Below are 17,099 nucleotides of genomic sequence, written 5' to 3'. Positions count from 1 at the left end.
GGCGCGCGCCGAATCGGCATGCGCGCCGCCATAAAAAAACCCGCCGGACATGACGTCGCGGCGGGTCTTGCGTCCAGCGTCGCCGCTGAAGGCTAACGCGCGGGCCTTAGGCGGCCGGCGCTGCACCTTCGGCAGCCGGAGCAGCCGCTTCGTCAGCAGCCGCACCTGCCGGTTGGACGGCTTGCGCGACCACCGGGTTTTCTTGCTCGACATGCAGCGTGAGCGTCACGCCGGCGGGCAGCTTGACGTCCTTGGCGTGCACCGTCTTGCCCGCTTCCAGGGTCGACAGGTCGACTTCCAGGAATTCCGGCAGCTTGCCCGGCAGGCAGTTCACGTCGAGTTCGTTCACGGTGTGGCTGATCACGTTCGACGCCAGCTTCACGGCCGGGGCGTTCTCAGCACCCAGGAAGTGCAGGGGCACCTTCACGTGAATCGACTTGTTCGGATCGACACGTTGGAAATCCACGTGCAGAACCAATTGCTTGAACGGGTGGTACTGCACATCGCGCAGCAGCACTTGTTCGGTCTGGCCGGCAACTTCCAGCTCGAGAATCGACGAGTGGAACGCTTCCTTGCGCAGGGCATGCCACAGCGCATTGTGATCGAGTTCGATCATCTTCGGATCAACGTTTCCACCGTACACGATGCCCGTGGTCTTACCGGCATTGCGCAGGCGGCGGCTCGCACCCGTACCTTGCAGATTACGCTCAAAAGCGACGACTTTCATAACAACTCCTTGGACTGCCCGCGACCAGGCAGCGATAGCTTCCCAAATGCCGTGCAAAAAACATCGGCTTCAGGAATGACAAAGGCGGGGAGACGCTCCCCGCCGACACAACAACGGCGCCACACAGGCGCCGTCGCAAAAATTTACCGAACGCTTATTCCGCGAACAGCGACATTACCGAGTCGCCACGACGGATACGCGAGAACGTCTCGGCGAGCAAATTGGCGCAGCTCAACTGGCGGATCTTGCCACCCTTCGAGTCGTCGCGCAGCGCGATCGTGTCCGTCACGACCACTTCGTCGAGTTCCGACGCGTTGATGCGCGCCGCCGCACCGCCGGAAAGCACCGGGTGCGTGCAGTACGCATAGACCTTCTGTGCGCCACGCTCCTTCAGCACCTGCGCGGCTTTGCACAGCGTACCGGCCGTGTCGACCATATCGTCCATGATGACGCAGGTGCGGCCTTCGACTTCACCGATGATGTTCATCACTTCGGCGACGTTGGCCTTCGGACGACGCTTGTCGATGATCGCCAGATCACAATGCAGTTGCTTGGCGAGCGCACGCGCACGCACCACACCGCCAACGTCCGGCGAGACCACCAACAGGTTTTCGTGGTTCTGCGCGCGCACATCGGCCAGCAGCAGCGGCGAGGCGTAGATGTTGTCGACAGGGATATCGAAGAAACCCTGAATCTGGTCCGCGTGCAGGTCCATCGTGATGATGCGCTCGACGCCCGCGATTTGCAGCATGTTGGCGACGACCTTCGCCGAGATCGCGACACGCGCCGAACGGGGGCGGCGATCTTGACGGGCATAGCCGAAATACGGGATGGCAGCGGTGATCCGGCCGGCAGACGCGCGCTTGAGCGCATCGACCATGATCATCAGTTCCATCAGGTTGTCGTTGGTCGGCGCGCACGTCGACTGGAGGACGAAGACGTCCTTGCCGCGCACGTTTTCCTGGATTTCGACCTGGATCTCACCGTCCGAGAACCGGCTCGCCATGGCCTTGCCGAGGGGAATGCCGAGAGTGTCGACGACCGCTTGGGCCAGGGCGGGATTGGCGTTCCCGGTGAATACCATTAGGTTATCACTACTCATCTGGCTACCTGCGGAACGTTGGGATGCTGAGACTGCACGACAGAGAAATTGGCAGGGGAGGAAGGACTCGAACCCTCGTATGCCGGAATCAAAATCCGGTGCCTTAACCAACTTGGCGACTCCCCTACACTAACCGTTGCCCTTGCCGCGTCGTAGGAAACGCAACAAAGTAAAACCCTTCACGCGAAGGCGAACAGCGGGTGTTCGGCCAGACTGGCGGTCACTTGACCCAGCCAGCGCTCTGGCAATCGCTGGTATGCCGCTTCCGCCTCTGCCTTCGTGTCGAATGCTGCAAACACACTGGCGCCGGAGCCCGTCATACGTGCGGTGGTGAAGGTGCTGAACCAGTCAATCACCGCAGCGACTTCCGCGTATTCTCGAATCACTGCCGCTTGCATGTCGTTACGGAAAATTTCATCCGTTCCTAACACGTTTTTGCTGGTGTGTTCGAGAAAGAACGCCATTGTGACGATCTTCGAATCCCTTGTCAACAGTGGATCGCGAAATATTTTGTCGGTCGCGACGTGGACGCGCGGGTTGACCACGAGGAAGTACCGAAGCGGCAAATCCACGGCGTGCAATTCCTCGCCCAGCCCTTCGGCGAACGCATTGCGGCCGAAGACGAAAAACGGCACGTCGGCCCCGAGTTGCAGGGCGAGCGCCTGAAGTTCCGCGCGCGGCAGATCGAGTTGCCACATGCGATTGAGTGCGAGCAGCGTCGTCGCGGCGTCGGAGCTGCCGCCGCCGATGCCGCCACCGGCCGGCAGCCGCTTCTCGATGGCAATCTCCACCCCGAAGCGCACGCCGCAATGGTGCTGCAGAAGGCGGGCGGCGCGCACCGTCAGATCCGTCTCAGGGGGCACCCCCGGCAGCGGGTTCGTGTGAACGATCCGTCCATCGTCGCGACGCGCGAAATGCAGCGTATCGGCCCAGTCGATCAGCTGGAAGACAGTCTGCAGCTCGTGATAGCCGTTCGGCCGGCGTCCCACGATGTGCAGGAACAGGTTCAGCTTGGCCGGAGCCGGGCAGTCACGCAGGATTTCGTACATGGCGATGCAAAACGATGGATAACGAGCGTCGACGCGGCACTGTCGCAACGTCGGTGTCTGGAGACGGGACTTCCCCGCGCAATTCGATCCCTTTGCGCAAGGCGCGCGTGGCATTCGACGTGCGCTGGAGCGGGCGGCGCCAAGCATAGCACCGTCGCAACAAGCGCGCCCAAGTGGCCGTCGATACCGCCGATGTCGCCAAAGCGATGGCGGTGCCCGGCCCAATCGGCGTCGCTCGACCTTACTCGTCGATCACGAGCCGCACAGCGAGCGGCGACCCGTCGAGATCGCGAGACAGGTCGATGCGCTTGACGCGTAGTGGCGCGCCGTCGAAAAAGGCCTGATAGTCGATCGTCCACCCGTCCTGCTTCAAATGCGTCGGCCGTTGTGTCTGGGGATCGCGCTCGATGCTCGCCTGCGATCCCGGAGCGCCCTGCATTTGCAGCCAGTAGCGCAGGCCGCCCACCGGCAGCGCGAAGCCCAGGGCGTCGTGCATGACATCTTCGAGGCGCGGGCCACTCAACGGTGCCTTGCCGGGTAATTCGAGCGACGCACGACGCGGATTCTCGCGCACGATCGCCTGGGTTTGTCCGAGCGGGTCGAGCAACTGGACGATCGCGTTGTCGCCATTCTGCTGCCAGTCGAAATTGCCGTAGGTATTGCGCGTCTCGCCATTCTGCTCGTAACGCACGGAGAAGCGGCCACGGTAGTGTTCGACGCTGGCGCCCGCCGCCGACGTCACCGCGGTGGGCGGCGCGAGGCTCGCACAGCCGGCGACGAGCCCGGCGAGCGCACAGGCCAGCACCAGGGTCGTGGCGCGAGCCGAACGCGACGCCACGAGCGAAAACGGCGACCTCATATGCATTACGGCGTCACGTTGTAGCGTTTCATCGTCGCGCGCAGCGTGTCGTCGTCGCCGTCGAGCTTGAGGGCTTCACGCCAGGTCTTGCGTGCCTCGTCCTGCTGGCCCGATTCCCACAGCACCTCGCCCAAGTGAGCGCCGATCTCGGCCTGCGCCTGAATGCCATACGCGCGGCGCAGCAGTTCGAGCGCCTGCGGTTTGTCGCCGAGGCGATACTTCACCCAGCCCAGGCTGTCCAGAATGTACGGATCGTCCGGCGCGAGCGCCGACGCCTTTTGCAGTAGTTTGAGCGCTTCCGGCAGACGGGTATTTCGCACGGTCAGCGAGTAGCCGAGCGCGTTGTAGGCTTGTGCGTTTTCCGGCTGTGACGCCATCACACGACGCATCGTCTTTTCCATGACGTCGTAGTGTTTGTTCAACTCGGCCACCATGCCGTACTGATACAGCAGGTCCGGATCGTCGGGATGATTCTTTACCTCGACCGCGAGCAGCTTTTCCGCCTCGTCGTAGCGTTTTGCCTTGACGAGCAGATCCGACTCGGCGCGCTTGAGCGCGAGTTGCTCACGCGGATCGCTCGTCTTGATGCTGATGCTGTGCAGCAGCGCACGGCCTTCGTCGACCTTGCCCTGATCGGCGAGCAGCTGCGCGCGCCCGATCTGCGCGGGCAGATACGCGTTGCTGTCTTCGCGAATCTTCGAAAGCCACTTGTCGGCGGCCGGGTAATCCTTGCGGTCCTGGGCGATCTGCGCGAGATAGACATAGGCTTGCGCGCCGTCGGTGTTCTGCTGTTCGGCTTCCGACGCGTACTTCTGCAGATATTGTTCGGCCTGCTCAGGATGTTTGGCGTGCAGGTTGAGCAGCGCGAGCGCCATGAGCGTCGAGAGTTCGTGCGGGTAACGCTTTTCCAGCGTTTCGAACTGCTTCTGTGCCGCGTCGAGCTGGTTGTCGGCCAGCAGGAGCTTGGCGTAGGCGAAGCGCGCTTCCTTGGCGTTCGGATTGCGATCGAGGAACGTCTTCAATCCGGCAATGGCGCTGCTGCGCTCTTCCGGCCCCATCTGAGCGTAAAGCAGTGCGGCGGCCTCGTAATCGGGCTTGAGACTGAGGGCCTTTTCCAGCGACGCGCGTGCGCCGGCGGTGTCGCCGGCATCGAGTTGCGAGCGGGCGATGGCCAGTTGCGCCTCGGGGCGTTGCATGTCGTTCGCCAGCATCCGCTTGAGCGACGCGATCCCCGTGGCGCGCTCCGGACTGCGCGCAATCATCTGCTGCAGTTCGAGAATGGCCTGGCCGCGGCGTGCTTCCGGCACCTTGTTCAGTTCGTCGACGAGCAGCGGTTCGGCGTCGGACAGATGGCCGGTGCCGACCTCGAGGCTCGCGAGCAACTGCGATGCAGGACGCCAGGTCGGATCGAGTTCGTGCCAGAGTCGGGCGGCAATGAGCGCGTCTCCGAGCTGGCGGGCGCCGAGCGCGATCTCGACCGCGCGGCGGGCCATGCGCGGGTCCTTCGTGCGATTGGCCAGTGCGACATAGGTGTTGAAGGCGGGCGCCAGGCTGCCTTGTTGCAGGCTCAACTCGGCGGCCATCACCTCGAAGACGATCTCGCTGGAGAGCGCGACGTTCGGAAGCTTTTCGCGCGGGACGCTCGCATCTGACGCCGCGGACGCCCCGGCTTCGCTGCCGACGTCTGCGCTGGCGTCGCTCGCGCCTGCCGGCGCGCTCGCTGGCGCGGCTTGCGCCGTCGGCCGGGACTGTGCAAACGCGTTCGACGAAGGCAGGAATGCCATGATGGCGCTGGCGCAGGTTACGCCAAGCGCCGTTGCGCCGGCCCACGCCCCGCGTGCCAGGGCGCCGCGCAGGCGCAAAACCACGGGTGCCACGGTGAGCGCCGTGCTGGTCGCGGCGGGGATGGACTGGAATCGGGTGTTCGGCATAGGGATCCACGACAGGTTTCGAGCGATTGTAGCGCGCCCGATACAATAGAGTCTAAATCCTCAGCAAACGTTCGCAGGCATGCCTGAACTCCCAGAAGTCGAAGTCACCCGTCGCGGGATTGCGCCGCACGTGGCGGGCACACGCGTTGCCCGCATCGACGTGCGCAACGCCTCATTGCGCTGGCCGGTGCCCGACGGACTCGACACGCTCCTGCGCGGCGAAACGCTCGTCGGCGTGACCCGTCGCGGCAAGTACCTGTTGCTGGAATACGCGCCCGGCTGGCTGTTGGTGCATCTGGGCATGACCGGCACGTTGCGTGTCCTGCCCGAGCCGCAGGCGCTGCCGGCGGCCGGGGTGCACGACCATATCGATCTCGTTTTCGAGCGATGCGCGCTGCGCTATCGCGATCCGCGTCGTTTCGGCGCGGTGTTGTTCCATCCGCGCTCGGCGGGCGACGTGCTGGCACATCCCCTGCTGGCCGGTCTCGGTGTCGAGCCGCTGACGGACGCTTTCGACGGCCGATGGCTTTACGCAGGTACGCGCGGCAGGACCGTCGCCATCAAGCAGGCATTGCTCGCGGGCAGCATCGTTGTCGGTGTGGGCAACATCTATGCGTCGGAGAGCCTCTTCCGCGCGGGCATCGCGCCGCGCATGGCGGCGGGCAAACTCTCGCGGCCCCGGGCCGAGAAGCTCGCCCAAGCCATCAAGGACGTGCTTGCCGCGGCGATCGAGAAGGGCGGCAGCACGTTGCGCGACTTCGTCGGCAGCGACGGCAATCGCGGCTATTTCCAGCAGGAATATTTCGTCTACGATCGTGCCGGGCAACCCTGTCGCGTGTGTGGCACCCCGATCCGGCAGATCGTGCAAGGGCAGCGCTCCACGTTCTTCTGCCCGCATTGTCAAAAATAACGCAAGCGGCAATCGCAGATCGCGCAGCGGGTCGGCGGTTTGGCCGCGACGGCTGCCGTACACGACGCCCCCCAAAAATGATATGACCGACTCCCTCAACGACTCCACCGCCGGCCCGCCGGCGAGCCATTTCGCCGAGCGTCTGATTGCCTGGCAGGCCGAGCACGGCCGTCACGACCTGCCATGGCAGAACACGCGCGACGCCTATCGCATCTGGCTCTCCGAGATCATGTTGCAGCAGACCCAGGTCGCGACGGTGATCCCCTACTACACGCGTTTTCTCGAGCGCTTCCCCGACGTCGCGGCATTGGCGAGCGCCGCGCAGGACGACGTGATGGCGCTCTGGAGCGGCCTGGGCTACTACTCGCGGGCGCGTAATCTGCACCGTTGCGCGCAGGTCGTGGTGGCCGAGCACGGCGGTCGTTTCCCGTCCGACCCCGAGATGCTCGCCTCGCTGCCGGGCATCGGCCGTTCGACGGCCGCGGCGATTGCCGCGTTTGCCTACGATGCGCACGCCGCGATTCTCGACGGCAACGTCAAACGAGTCCTCGCGCGGGTGTTCGGCATCGAGGGATTTCCGGGCACGCCGAAGATCGAGCGGGCGATGTGGACGCTGGCTGAGTCCCTGCTGCCGCAACGCGACTTGCCCGCCTATACGCAGGGGATGATGGATCTCGGGGCGACGCTGTGCGCTCGCGGCAAGCCGCGTTGCGGCGAGTGCCCGTTCGACGGCGATTGCGTCGCGCATGCGACCGGACGCGAGCGCACGTTACCCACATCCAAGCCCAAAAAGGCGCAGCCGGAGCGTTATGTCGATGTGCTGGTGATTTGCGCGGGCGAGCGCGTGTTGTTCGAGCGACGGCCGGACAGCGGTATCTGGGGCGGCTTATGGAGCCTGCCGGAACTGACCCCGCCGACCGACGCGCGCGACGCCGACGATGCGTTGCTGCGCGAGCGTCTGAGCGCGCATGCCGCCGCGCTCGGTGCGGGTGACGGGAGGGTGCAGTCGCTCGAACCGCTGCACGGTCTCACGCACGTTTTCACACATTTTCGGCTGCACTTGCGGCCGTGGCGGGTGACGCTGGGCGCGAGCGCCGCGGTGCCGCCAAACGGCTCGCGCCACGCGTGGCTGGACGCCGCCGGCGTTGCCGCCGCCGGCCTACCCTCGCCGATCCGCAAGATTGCCGATGCCTTGTCGATCGGTTCGCCGAGCGACGGCCAACTGTCGTTGCCGACCTGAGCGGGCTGTTCCGGTTCAGGTCGTCGACTCGAGCGGGGCGAGTTCGCGATGGCGTACCAGCACGCTGGCTTCGGAGCGAAAGCGCTTGCCCAGCGTTTCGGCGATGAACACGGAGCGGTGTTGACCGCCCGTGCAGCCGATCGCCACCGTCAGGTAACTGCGGTTGTCGCGCATATAGCTCGGCAGCCATTTCTGCAGATAGGCGCCGATATCGTTGGTCATCTCGTCGACTTCGGGGATGGCCGACAGGAAGTCGATCACCGGTTGATCGCGACCGGTCAGCGGACGCAGCTGCGTGTCGTAATACGGATTGGGCAGCGAGCGCACGTCGAAGACGAGATCGGCGTCGAGCGGCACGCCATGCTTGAATCCGAAGGACTCGAACATCAGTGTGAGTCCGGTGTGATCGTGCTGGACGAACTCGCGGATCCAACGGCGCAACGCGCTCGCGCGCAAATTGCTGGTGTCGATCTGGTGACCGAGTTCGGCCACGCTGTTGAGCATTTCGCGCTCGGTCTCGATCGCTTCGACCAGCGAACCATTGGCCGAGACGGTATCGTCGCTCGTCACGGAGAGCGGGTGACGGCGGCGTGTCTCCGAGAAGCGCTGAACCAGCGTTTGCGTGGTGGCGTTGAGGAACAGGGCTCGCACGTCGTGACCGAAGCGGCGCAGGCCGCCAATGATCGGCGGCAGATCGGCAAGCGAGCCGCCGCTGCGCGCGTCGATGGCAACGGCGAGACGTGTGTAGTTCTGCGTTTCGAGATACTCGGCGAGTTCAGGGAGAAAGCGCGACGGTAGATTGTCGACGCAGTAGTAACCCGCATCTTCGAGGACGTTCAGGGCGAGCGATTTGCCGGAACCCGAAACGCCGGTAATCAGTACGATCTTCATGAGATTCCCCGGATACAGCGATCATGGTAAGCGATTGTGTCGTATGGGTGTCGAGCGGCCAAAAAGAAGAACGTTCCATGCGTTTTTGCTCCATTCGCGAGAATGACGCGCGAGAAACGACAACGGCGCCCGCGAGGGGCGCCGTTGTGTCAGCCTGTGGGCAGGCTCGCCGCTTATCCGTCCATCCGTCGATTCGTCAGAAGGTCGGTGCGGGAAAGCCCCCGGTGCGCTTACTTGTTCGACAGGCACGACTTCATGAACGCCTTGCGATCGTCGCCCTTCTTGTCGCCAGCCTGGGCATTGCAGGTCTTCATCTTTTCCTGCTGGGTCTGCTTGGCGGCGGGCTTGTTCGACAGGCATTCCTTCATGAACGCCTTGCGATCGTCGCCTTTCTTGCTGCCAGCTTGCGCATTGCAGACGCCCATCTTGCTTTGTTGGGTATTGGCAGCCTTGGGCGCAGGTGCGGGGGCGGCCGTCTGGGCAAACACGGGCGATGCGAGCAGCGGGGATACCAGAAGCAATGCAGCGAATGCTTTTTTCATGATCGTCTCTCCATAAGGTCGACACGCACGGGATTGGACCGCGTGGCGATTACAACATGAAAGAAAACGCGCCGCAATCGCGCGGCGTTGACAGAAAGACGCAGAAATTGCGGTAAACCCGGGGCATTCGTCCGGCAGGAGATCGCTCAGAGCAGCCGATTCTGCATGCCGTCCGGATCTTGCATGGCTTGACGCTGGCGCTCCATGAAATCCTTGAGGGTGTCGATGCCACGCAGTTGCAGGATCGTGTTGCGCACGGCGGCTTCGACCAGCACGGCGAGGTTTCGCCCGGCCGCCACTTGCAGAATCACCTTGTTGATGGGCAGGCCCAGCACATCCACGGTTTGCGCTTCGAGCGGCAGCCGCTGGAATTCGCCATCGGGGCGGCGCACCAACTGAACGATCAACTTGAGCTTCATTTTCCGGCGCACGGCCGTCTCACCGAAGATCGTCTTGATGTCGAGCAAACCCAGGCCGCGCACTTCCAGCAGGTTTTGCAGCAGCGGCGGGCAACGGCCTTCGACGAAATCCGGCCCGAGGCGCACGAAATCGACCGCATCGTCTGCTACCAGTCCGTGACCGCGGCTGATCAGTTCCAGGCCGAGCTCGCTCTTGCCGAGGCCGGAATCGCCGGTGAGCAGCACCCCCATGCCCAGAATGTCGAGAAATACGCCGTGCATCGTGCATCGCGGGGCGAACACACGCGAAATGTACATGCGCAGACTGTCGATGACCGCCGCCGTCGACATCGGCGTGGTGAACAGTGGCGTGGAGGAGCGGGTACAGCGCAGTACGAGATCGGGCGGGGCTTCGAGGCCGTCGGCCACCACGAGGAACGGCGGCTCGAGCGCGATGACTTCGCCCATGTGGCGCTTGCGGTTTTCGTCCGTGAGGCGCTGGTAGTAGCGCAGCTCGGCCTCGCCAAGCACCTGAATCCGGTTCGGGTGAATGAGGTTCAGGTGACCCACGAGGTCGGCGCTGGAGGTGGCCGTCGACACGCTCTCGGGCGTGAAGCCACGTTCCCACCCCTCGTGCCCGGTCAGCCACGACAAACGCAGCGTGGCGGCGTTGTCGTCGAAAATGCTTTGCGCGTTGATGCCGGTCAGTTCCACCGCGTCGCCTCGTTCGGTTGGGGTTGGGTGCTACGGAGTTCGTCCTGCGTCGCGGCGCGATACCCCGAAACACCGGGATAGCCGCACCAGCGCCGGCTCAGGGTTGCCAGTTCGCGAGCGCAGTATGGATATCGTCGGCACTCGGCGCGGAGGTCAAGGTCTCGCGCATCGTGCGATCCGAGAGCAACTGCGCAATTTCGGACAATATCTCGAGATGCTGCTGCGTTGCCTGCTCCGGTACCAACAGGAAGAACAGCAGGGACACGGGTTGCGCGTCGGGGGCCTCGAAGGGAATCGGATCGTCCAGGCGCACGAAGGCTGCCATCGGATGCTTGAGGCCCTTGATGCGCCCGTGCGGAATGGCCACACCTTCTCCCAGTCCGGTCGAGCCGAGACGCTCGCGGGCGAACAGATTGTCGGTGACAAGCGCGCGCGACAGGCCGGCATTGTTCTCGAAGAGAAGCCCGGCTTGCTCGAAGACGCGCTTCTTGCTGGTGACAGACAGTCCAAGCAATATGTTGGACGCAGGTAAGAGTTTGACTAAACGGTTCATCTTGTAATGCGGGCGAACGCATGGTCGCCCTCCAGCCCCCCGGTTGACCTCGCATTATAGACCACCCGTCGACGCACTCCCGGCGATGCGAGGGAGCATGCAAAAGGGGCCGTTCAACGGCCCCGCGGTGGGTGATGCCAGAGACTTACGACAGACGTCGATGTGCGCGTGGGCTTCCTCGCGAATCGCCGTCAGTGTCGGTCAATGCGGCTACCTTGCCCGGACAGACTCATTGCAGCGGTTCCGCCTCGGGAGGTTCCTGGTGCTTGAGGGCCTCGCGGCCATGATCCTGAACCTTGTCCTTGTATTGCATAACCTTGCGGTCGAGCATGTCGATCAGCTTGTCGATGGCGGCGTACATATTCTCGTCACACTTCTCGACGAAAATCTCCTTGCCCTTGAGATACACGGTGACGCTAGCGATCTGGCGTCCGGTCTTCTCCTTGGTCTTGTCGACAGATAGGATCACCTCGGCACCGATGAGCTGGTCGAAATGGCGCAACACGCGTTCAAGCTTGTTGACCACGAATTCGCGCAGCGACGGCGTGAGTTCGAGATGATGTCCACTGATCTTCAGATTCATAGCTGCTCTCCTTGCTGAAATGCCGAAGTGCAGGCCGCGTCACAAGCAACGCTGGCTAGCGGGAGTGCGAGCCATTGGCGTGACGCAATGTCGCACTGCGGCGTGATGCCCCAGCGAGCCAAGATGGCACACCAGGACCGTCCTACAAAGATTTGCGCAAGTTCACTGCGGGAATGCGCATGGCTTCGCGGTATTTCGCGACGGTGCGTCGCGCTACCACGAACCCTTGCTCTGCCAGCAGCTCCGCGATACGGCTGTCGGAAAGGGGGGTCTGCGGATCTTCTGCTCCTATGAGTTGCTTGATGAGTGCGCGGATGGCGGTCGATGAGGCGGCGCCCCCGGCTTCCGTGGCCACGTGTGAACCAAAGAAGTACTTAAGCTCGAAGGTTCCGAATGGAGTGAGCATGTACTTACTGGTTGTCACGCGTGAAATCGTGGATTCATGTAAACCCAGCGTATCAGCAATTTCGCGTAAAACCAAGGGCCGCATGCCGATTTCGCCATGCGTGAAGAAGTTCTTCTGACGCTCGACGATCGCCTGCGACACGCGCAGGATCGTGTCGAACCGCTGTTGGATGTTCTTGATGAGCCAGCGCGCTTCCTGAAGTTGCTGCTGCAGGTTGCCGGTTCCCGGCGCATTGCGGTTGTTGCGAAGGATGCGCGCATACATTTCATTGATGCGCAGGCGCGGCATGACCTCGGGATTGAGTTCGGCGGTCCAGCCGCCGCCTTGCTTGCGCACGAGCACGTCGGGGATGACGTAATCCGCCTGGGGCGAGCCGTAGGCGGCGCCCGGGAACGGGTCGAGCGAGCGAATCAGTTGATGCGCCGCGCGCAGGCTGTCCTCGCTCACGCCCAGCAGACGACGCAACCGTGTGTAGTCGCGCGCGGCGAGCAGCTCCAGATGATCGGAAACGATGCGCAGCGACAGAGTTCGCACGCTGCTTGCCGGCAGCCGCTGGAGTTGCAGGCGAAGGCATTCTGACGGGGTTCGGGCGCCCACGCCTGCCGGGTCGAAGCTCTGCAGCAGCGCGAGCGCGGCGTTGATCTCTTCGGTCTCGAGCCCAAGTTCCTCGGACATTTCCGCCTGCATTTCGTCGAGCAGGGTGCCGAGATAGCCGTCTTCGTCGAGCGATTCGATCAGGAATTCCACCAGCAGGCGATCGCGCGGGCTGGCTTTCGTCAGGCGCAACTGGGCGAGCAGGTGTTCGCGAAGATTGGGATGATCGACGTGCAGTTGCGGCCGCTCATTGTCGTCGTCGTCCGACGCACTGCCCGAGCGGGCAAAGTCGTTCAGGCTCCAGTCGTTGCCACCGTCGCGCGCGTTGTCGTCGAAGCGGGTCTCGCCGTCGAGTTCGCGGGCGTCGTCCTGGCCGCTGGCCGATTCCGGCGTGTCGTTGGTGCTGCTGCTCGACGAGCCCCGCTCATTGCGCAGCGATCCGTCCGTGCCCACACGGATCGTGCCGGCGAGCCAATCGTCCTCGCGCTCGAGCATCGGGTTCTGGGTGAGGGCGTGCTCGACTTCCTGCTGAAGTTCGAGCGTCGACAGTTGCAACAATCGGATGGATTGCTGCAACTGAGGCGTGAGGGTCAGGTGCTGGGAGGTGCGGAGTTGAAGGGTCGGTTTCATAGCATTTCTCGCCTTCATTGTAGAGGCTTTGTCACGCCAGCGAAACCGGCCCGGCCCCCTATCGGAGGCAGGGTTTACATGCGAAAAATTTGCTTTACATCCGGAAGTTTTCGCCCAGATATACGCGCCGCACGCTTTCGTCGGCCACGATCTGGTCGGGCGTGCCGGCGGCGAGCACCGAGCCTTCGCTAATGATGTAGGCGTGATCGCAGATGCCGAGCGTCTCGCGTACGTTGTGGTCGGTAATCAGGACACCGATGCCACGATCTTTCAGAAAACGCACGATTCGCTGGATTTCCAGCACGGCGATCGGATCGACGCCCGCGAACGGTTCGTCAAGCAAAATGAAGCGCGGTTGCGTGGCCAGGGCGCGGGCGATTTCCACGCGGCGGCGTTCGCCGCCCGAGAGCGACATCGCCGGATTTTCGCGCAAATGGCTCACCTGCAACTCGTCGAGCAGCGCTTCGATGCGTCGGTCGATCTCGTCGCGCTTGAGCGGCTTGCCGTGCGCATCGAGCTGCAATTCGAGCACCGCCCGGATGTTGTCTTCGACCGTGAGCTTGCGGAACACCGACGCTTCCTGCGGCAGGTACGAGACGCCCATGCGGGCGCGCTCGTGAATCGGCAGCTCGCTGATCACGTTGCCGTCGAGCTGGATTTCGCCGTCGTCGGCGGGCACGAGGCCCACGATCATGTAGAACGATGTCGTCTTGCCCGCGCCGTTCGGGCCGAGCAGTCCCACGACTTCGCCGCTCTTCACATCGAGCGAGACGTCCTTGACAACAGTACGGGCACCGTATTGTTTCTTGAGCGAGCGCACCACGAGCGCGCTCGGCTTGCCCGATTGACCGTCGCCCGGATGGATCGTCGAGGCGTTGCTATTGGCAGAATTACTCACGCGGATTCCCGATGCTTTTGGAGGGAGACAGCGGCGGCAGATCGCCCTTGGGCGCGGCCGCCGGCTTGCTCGCGCCGCCGGCGCCTGGCTGGTTCGCGCCAGTGGCATTGCGCGGGGCGAGCGTGGCGCGCACGCGGCCGTTCGGATTGTTGGCGTTGACCTGATCGGCACCGCTGTTGGCGGTATAGACCTCGTTGTACGTGTCGTACGTGATCACGCTACCGTGAATTTCGTCGAGCACCCTCGTGCCGCCGGCCAGGCGCTTGAGCGTGGCTTGTGTGGTCAGCGTGGCGACTTCGGTCTTGCCGTTGTAATAGATCGTTTGGCCCCAGCCGTCGATGTATTCGTCCAGGCCGTCGCGCTTCTGGCGCATGTAGGCGAGCGGGCCGCCCGGCTTGTAATAGGCCGTGGCGTACTGATAGCCCTCTGGATCCTGAGTCACTTCGACGCGATCGGCCTTGAGGAGAATCGTCCCCTTGGTCATCGTCACGTTGCCGGTGAAGATGTTGACCTGCTTGAGGTCGTCGTAGCTCATGTGATCCGACTCGATGTTGAGCGGCTTGTCGCGGTCGGCGCGTTCGGCATGGGCGAGCGGCGACGCGAGGGCGCCGAGCATGGCGAAGGCGGCGGCCAGTGCGCGCAGGCGACGCAGCGACAGGGAGACGGGGCGCGGTTGGCGGCGATCGGTCATGGGGTCTTGGGGCCCGGTTTGGTCTGGAGTGGCGCGCTCGGCGCGGCGGCCGGTGCCGGGCGATTGCCGCCCAGTTCCGCCGGCTGGATCGTGCCGTGAACATTGCCGAGCAATTGTACGGCGCGCGAGATGTTATTGAAAATCATGCCATCGCCGTACATCACGGAAGCACCGCGGAACAGCTGGACTGGCAATTCCGTGCGCACGATGTCGTCGTTGACGAGCACCTGGAAGTGCTGGGACAGCGCCCGCATTTGCGGATCGCGCGGTCCGGCCTGACGTACCACGACCGCGTCGTCGTACAGATCGACGACGGACATGTCGGCATTGAGCGTGCCGCGTTTGCTCGTGGCGGTCACTTCCGGTTGATTCGGCGTGAACGCGCGGACGGCGGGCATGGTCATGGCCGTGGTCTGGTCGTCCTCGTAATGCGTCATGTGCACGGCATTGACGCGGTATTGCGTGAGGCCGGTCGCCGACAGGGTGGAGATCACCATGTCGTCGGCGAAGTAATCCGGAATGTGCTGCTTTACATACGGCGCGCGGTCGGCGTCAGACGGCAGCGTGCGTTGCACGAGCCAGTAAGTGCCGGCGGCCAGGCCGGCCAGCACGACGATGGCGACCAGCGAAGCGGGTGAGAGGCGTTGAGTGGCCATGGATGATCGGCTTCCTCGACGCGTCAGGCGAGCGCGTCGGCGAGCAGGGCGTCGTAACGTCCCTGGGCACGCAGAATGAAGTCGCACAGCTCGCGCACGGCGCCTTCGCCGCCGCGCGTGGCGGCAACCCAGTGGCAGCGTGCCCTGACTTCGGCATGGGCATTGGCCGGGCAGGCGGCGAAGCCCACGCGGCTGAGGATCGGCAGATCGGGCCAGTCGTCGCCGATATGGCCGCAAACCTCGCTCGTCACTGACACCTTGGCGCACAGGTCTTCGAATGCGGCGCGTTTGTCCTGCACGCCTTGATAGACGTGTGCGACACGAAGATCGGCCGCGCGTTTGGCGACGATTTCGGACTGGCGTCCGGTGATGATGGCCGTGACGATGCCGACCTCGGCGAGCAGCTTCAGGCCGTGGCCGTCGAGCGAATCGAAGGTCTTGATGACTTCCCCGGCCGGTCCGTAGCGCAGGCCGCCGTCGGTGAGGACACCGTCGACGTCGAACACCATGACACGCAGGCGAGCGGCGCGCGCAGCGGCGTCGGTCACGTCGGTCGCATCAAGCGGGGCGGAACGAGTGGGTTGGGCGATGCTGGGCTGATTCATGGGCAAGCGGCTCACACGACCTTGGCGGCGAACAGGTCGTGCACGTTGAGCGCACCGACGAGGCGGTCGTTCTCGGTCACGAGCAATTGCGTGATGCCGAAACGTTCCATCAGTTCGGCGGCTTCGGCGGCGAGTTGATCGGGGCCGATGCTGCGCGGTCCGGCCTTCATGACGTCGGCCAGCGTGAGCGTGGTGAAATCGAGCGTACGCTTGAACAGGCGGCGCAGGTCGCCGTCCGTGAAGATGCCCACAACGCGATCGTCGGCATCGACAATGGCCGTCATGCCCAGACCCTTGGCGGTCATCTCCAGTAGGGCATCGGACAGGCTGGCATCGGCGCGCACGCGCGGAACGCGCTCGCCGGTGCGCATGACATCGCGCACGAACGTCAGCAGACGTCGACCGAGCGCGCCGCCCGGATGCGACCGGGCGAAGTCCTCGGCGCCGAAACCGCGCGCGTCGAGCAGCGTGACGGCAAGCGCATCGCCCAGGGCGAGAGCGGCCGTGGTGCTGGCGGTCGGTGCGAGGCCCAGCGGGCAGGCTTCTCTGTCGACGTGCGCGTCGAGGTGCACGTCGGACAGGCGCCCCAGGCTGGAGGCGGCGTTGCCGGTCATGGCGATGAGCTTCGCGCCGATGCGCTTTATCATCGGGAGAATGCTGACCAGTTCCCCCGTCTCGCCGGAGTTGGACAGGGCGACAACGACGTCGTCGGTCGTGATCATGCCCAGGTCCCCGTGGCTGGCTTCGGCCGGGTGAACGAAGAAGGCGGGTGTGCCGGTGCTGGCGAACGTGGCGGCCAGTTTGCGGCCGATGTGGCCCGATTTGCCCATTCCGGTGACGACCACGCGCCCGCGGCAGGCGAGCAGCAGAGAGATCGCTTCGAAGAAGCTGTCGTCGAGGTGCGCGGAGACGCGTTCGATGGCGTCGGCTTCGGTGCGCAACACCTCCCGGGCGACCTCGAGTGCCCGGCCTGGATTGATTTTCGCTATCATGCGCGAAGTATATCAAAACGCACGCGGCGCCGAGGACAGCCGCGCCAGGCTTGGACCTGCACCGTTCGAGACCACCCAGGAAGCGGCCCGGTGCCTCGTCGGAGACCACTGCGCCAACGCTATCTGGC

18 protein-coding genes and 1 tRNA gene are annotated in these 17,099 nt (G+C 63.9%); 2 read left to right on the top strand and 17 right to left on the bottom strand.

Annotated elements, in window-relative coordinates; genetic code table 11:
* Positions 1 to 106: 106 nt before the first annotated feature.
* From PanNE5_RS04265 to PanNE5_RS04240, 6 genes are all read right to left on the bottom strand, one after another.
* The gene (locus PanNE5_RS04265) at positions 107 to 727 is read right to left on the bottom strand and encodes a 50S ribosomal protein L25/general stress protein Ctc (RefSeq protein WP_017232659.1); all 621 of its coding nucleotides are present in this window, start codon (positions 725 to 727) and stop codon (positions 107 to 109) included.
* Positions 728 to 881: 154 nt separating this feature from the next.
* Positions 882 to 1,811: a ribose-phosphate pyrophosphokinase gene (locus PanNE5_RS04260; protein ID WP_017232658.1), complete on the bottom strand. Its 930-nt coding sequence runs from the start codon at positions 1,809 to 1,811 to the stop codon at positions 882 to 884.
* 67 nt (positions 1,812 to 1,878) lie between these two features.
* A tRNA-Gln gene (locus PanNE5_RS04255) sits at positions 1,879 to 1,955 on the bottom strand.
* Positions 1,956 to 2,008: 53 nt separating this feature from the next.
* Positions 2,009 to 2,878 (bottom strand): 4-(cytidine 5'-diphospho)-2-C-methyl-D-erythritol kinase, encoded by an 870-nt coding sequence (gene ispE, locus PanNE5_RS04250; protein WP_017232657.1) that lies wholly within the window; start codon positions 2,876 to 2,878, stop codon positions 2,009 to 2,011.
* A 241-nt stretch (positions 2,879 to 3,119) separates the two neighbouring features.
* Positions 3,120 to 3,737 carry an outer membrane lipoprotein LolB gene (locus tag PanNE5_RS04245; protein ID WP_026131717.1) on the bottom strand — a complete coding sequence of 206 codons (618 nt, stop codon included), beginning with the start codon at positions 3,735 to 3,737 and terminating at the stop codon, positions 3,120 to 3,122.
* A 5-nt stretch (positions 3,738 to 3,742) separates the two neighbouring features.
* Complete coding sequence (locus tag PanNE5_RS04240; protein WP_261939299.1) at positions 3,743 to 5,668, bottom strand: tetratricopeptide repeat protein; 1,926 nt, start codon at positions 5,666 to 5,668, stop codon at positions 3,743 to 3,745.
* Positions 5,669 to 5,747: 79 nt separating this feature from the next.
* Here PanNE5_RS04240 and mutM point away from each other — a divergent pair, with 79 nt between their 5' ends.
* Both mutM and mutY read left to right on the top strand, forming a co-directional pair.
* Positions 5,748 to 6,578 carry a bifunctional DNA-formamidopyrimidine glycosylase/DNA-(apurinic or apyrimidinic site) lyase gene (mutM, locus tag PanNE5_RS04235; protein ID WP_017232654.1) on the top strand — a complete coding sequence of 277 codons (831 nt, stop codon included), beginning with the start codon at positions 5,748 to 5,750 and terminating at the stop codon, positions 6,576 to 6,578.
* 82 nt (positions 6,579 to 6,660) lie between these two features.
* Positions 6,661 to 7,818: an A/G-specific adenine glycosylase gene (gene mutY / locus PanNE5_RS04230; protein ID WP_017232653.1), complete on the top strand. Its 1,158-nt coding sequence runs from the start codon at positions 6,661 to 6,663 to the stop codon at positions 7,816 to 7,818.
* Between the two features lie 15 nt (positions 7,819 to 7,833).
* Here the strand turns inward: mutY and rapZ are convergent, their stop codons facing one another.
* The 11 genes from rapZ to PanNE5_RS04175 all read right to left on the bottom strand — a co-directional run bounded on the left by rapZ (position 7,834) and on the right by PanNE5_RS04175 (position 16,971).
* Positions 7,834 to 8,709, bottom strand: a complete 876-nt coding sequence (gene rapZ / locus PanNE5_RS04225) for an RNase adapter RapZ (RefSeq protein WP_017232652.1) — start codon at positions 8,707 to 8,709, stop codon at positions 7,834 to 7,836.
* 230 nt (positions 8,710 to 8,939) lie between these two features.
* Positions 8,940 to 9,251, bottom strand: a complete 312-nt coding sequence (locus PanNE5_RS04220; RefSeq protein ID WP_261939298.1) for a PsiF family protein — start codon at positions 9,249 to 9,251, stop codon at positions 8,940 to 8,942.
* A 146-nt stretch (positions 9,252 to 9,397) separates the two neighbouring features.
* Positions 9,398 to 10,363 carry an HPr(Ser) kinase/phosphatase gene (hprK, locus tag PanNE5_RS04215; protein WP_017232650.1) on the bottom strand — a complete coding sequence of 322 codons (966 nt, stop codon included), beginning with the start codon at positions 10,361 to 10,363 and terminating at the stop codon, positions 9,398 to 9,400.
* A gap of 97 nt (positions 10,364 to 10,460) precedes the next feature.
* The gene (gene ptsN / locus PanNE5_RS04210) at positions 10,461 to 10,916 is read right to left on the bottom strand and encodes a PTS IIA-like nitrogen regulatory protein PtsN (RefSeq protein ID WP_026131716.1); all 456 of its coding nucleotides are present in this window, start codon (positions 10,914 to 10,916) and stop codon (positions 10,461 to 10,463) included.
* 229 nt (positions 10,917 to 11,145) lie between these two features.
* Positions 11,146 to 11,499 carry a ribosome hibernation-promoting factor, HPF/YfiA family gene (hpf, locus tag PanNE5_RS04205; protein ID WP_017232648.1) on the bottom strand — a complete coding sequence of 118 codons (354 nt, stop codon included), beginning with the start codon at positions 11,497 to 11,499 and terminating at the stop codon, positions 11,146 to 11,148.
* A gap of 142 nt (positions 11,500 to 11,641) precedes the next feature.
* Positions 11,642 to 13,129, bottom strand: coding sequence for an RNA polymerase factor sigma-54 (locus PanNE5_RS04200; RefSeq protein ID WP_017232647.1), 1,488 nt, complete (start codon positions 13,127 to 13,129; stop codon positions 11,642 to 11,644).
* A gap of 94 nt (positions 13,130 to 13,223) precedes the next feature.
* Positions 13,224 to 13,994, bottom strand: coding sequence for an LPS export ABC transporter ATP-binding protein (gene lptB / locus PanNE5_RS04195; protein WP_026131715.1), 771 nt, complete (start codon positions 13,992 to 13,994; stop codon positions 13,224 to 13,226).
* A gap of 25 nt (positions 13,995 to 14,019) precedes the next feature.
* Positions 14,020 to 14,718 (bottom strand): lipopolysaccharide transport periplasmic protein LptA, encoded by a 699-nt coding sequence (gene lptA / locus PanNE5_RS04190; protein WP_150562278.1) that lies wholly within the window; start codon positions 14,716 to 14,718, stop codon positions 14,020 to 14,022.
* The gene (lptC, locus tag PanNE5_RS04185; RefSeq protein WP_017232645.1) at positions 14,715 to 15,374 is read right to left on the bottom strand and encodes an LPS export ABC transporter periplasmic protein LptC; all 660 of its coding nucleotides are present in this window, start codon (positions 15,372 to 15,374) and stop codon (positions 14,715 to 14,717) included. The genes lptA and lptC overlap by 4 nt, the downstream gene beginning before the upstream one ends.
* A 23-nt stretch (positions 15,375 to 15,397) precedes the next feature.
* Positions 15,398 to 15,883, bottom strand: coding sequence for a KdsC family phosphatase (locus PanNE5_RS04180; protein ID WP_051060087.1), 486 nt, complete (start codon positions 15,881 to 15,883; stop codon positions 15,398 to 15,400).
* A gap of 107 nt (positions 15,884 to 15,990) precedes the next feature.
* Positions 15,991 to 16,971 carry a KpsF/GutQ family sugar-phosphate isomerase gene (locus tag PanNE5_RS04175; protein ID WP_017232643.1) on the bottom strand — a complete coding sequence of 327 codons (981 nt, stop codon included), beginning with the start codon at positions 16,969 to 16,971 and terminating at the stop codon, positions 15,991 to 15,993.
* Positions 16,972 to 17,099: the final 128 nt, after the last annotated feature.

Source organism: Pandoraea sp. NE5, assembly GCF_024363545.1.
GTDB classification, from domain to species: Bacteria; Pseudomonadota; Gammaproteobacteria; order Burkholderiales; family Burkholderiaceae; genus Pandoraea; species Pandoraea cepalis.
This window is presented reverse-complemented; position numbering and strand designations above follow the sequence as displayed.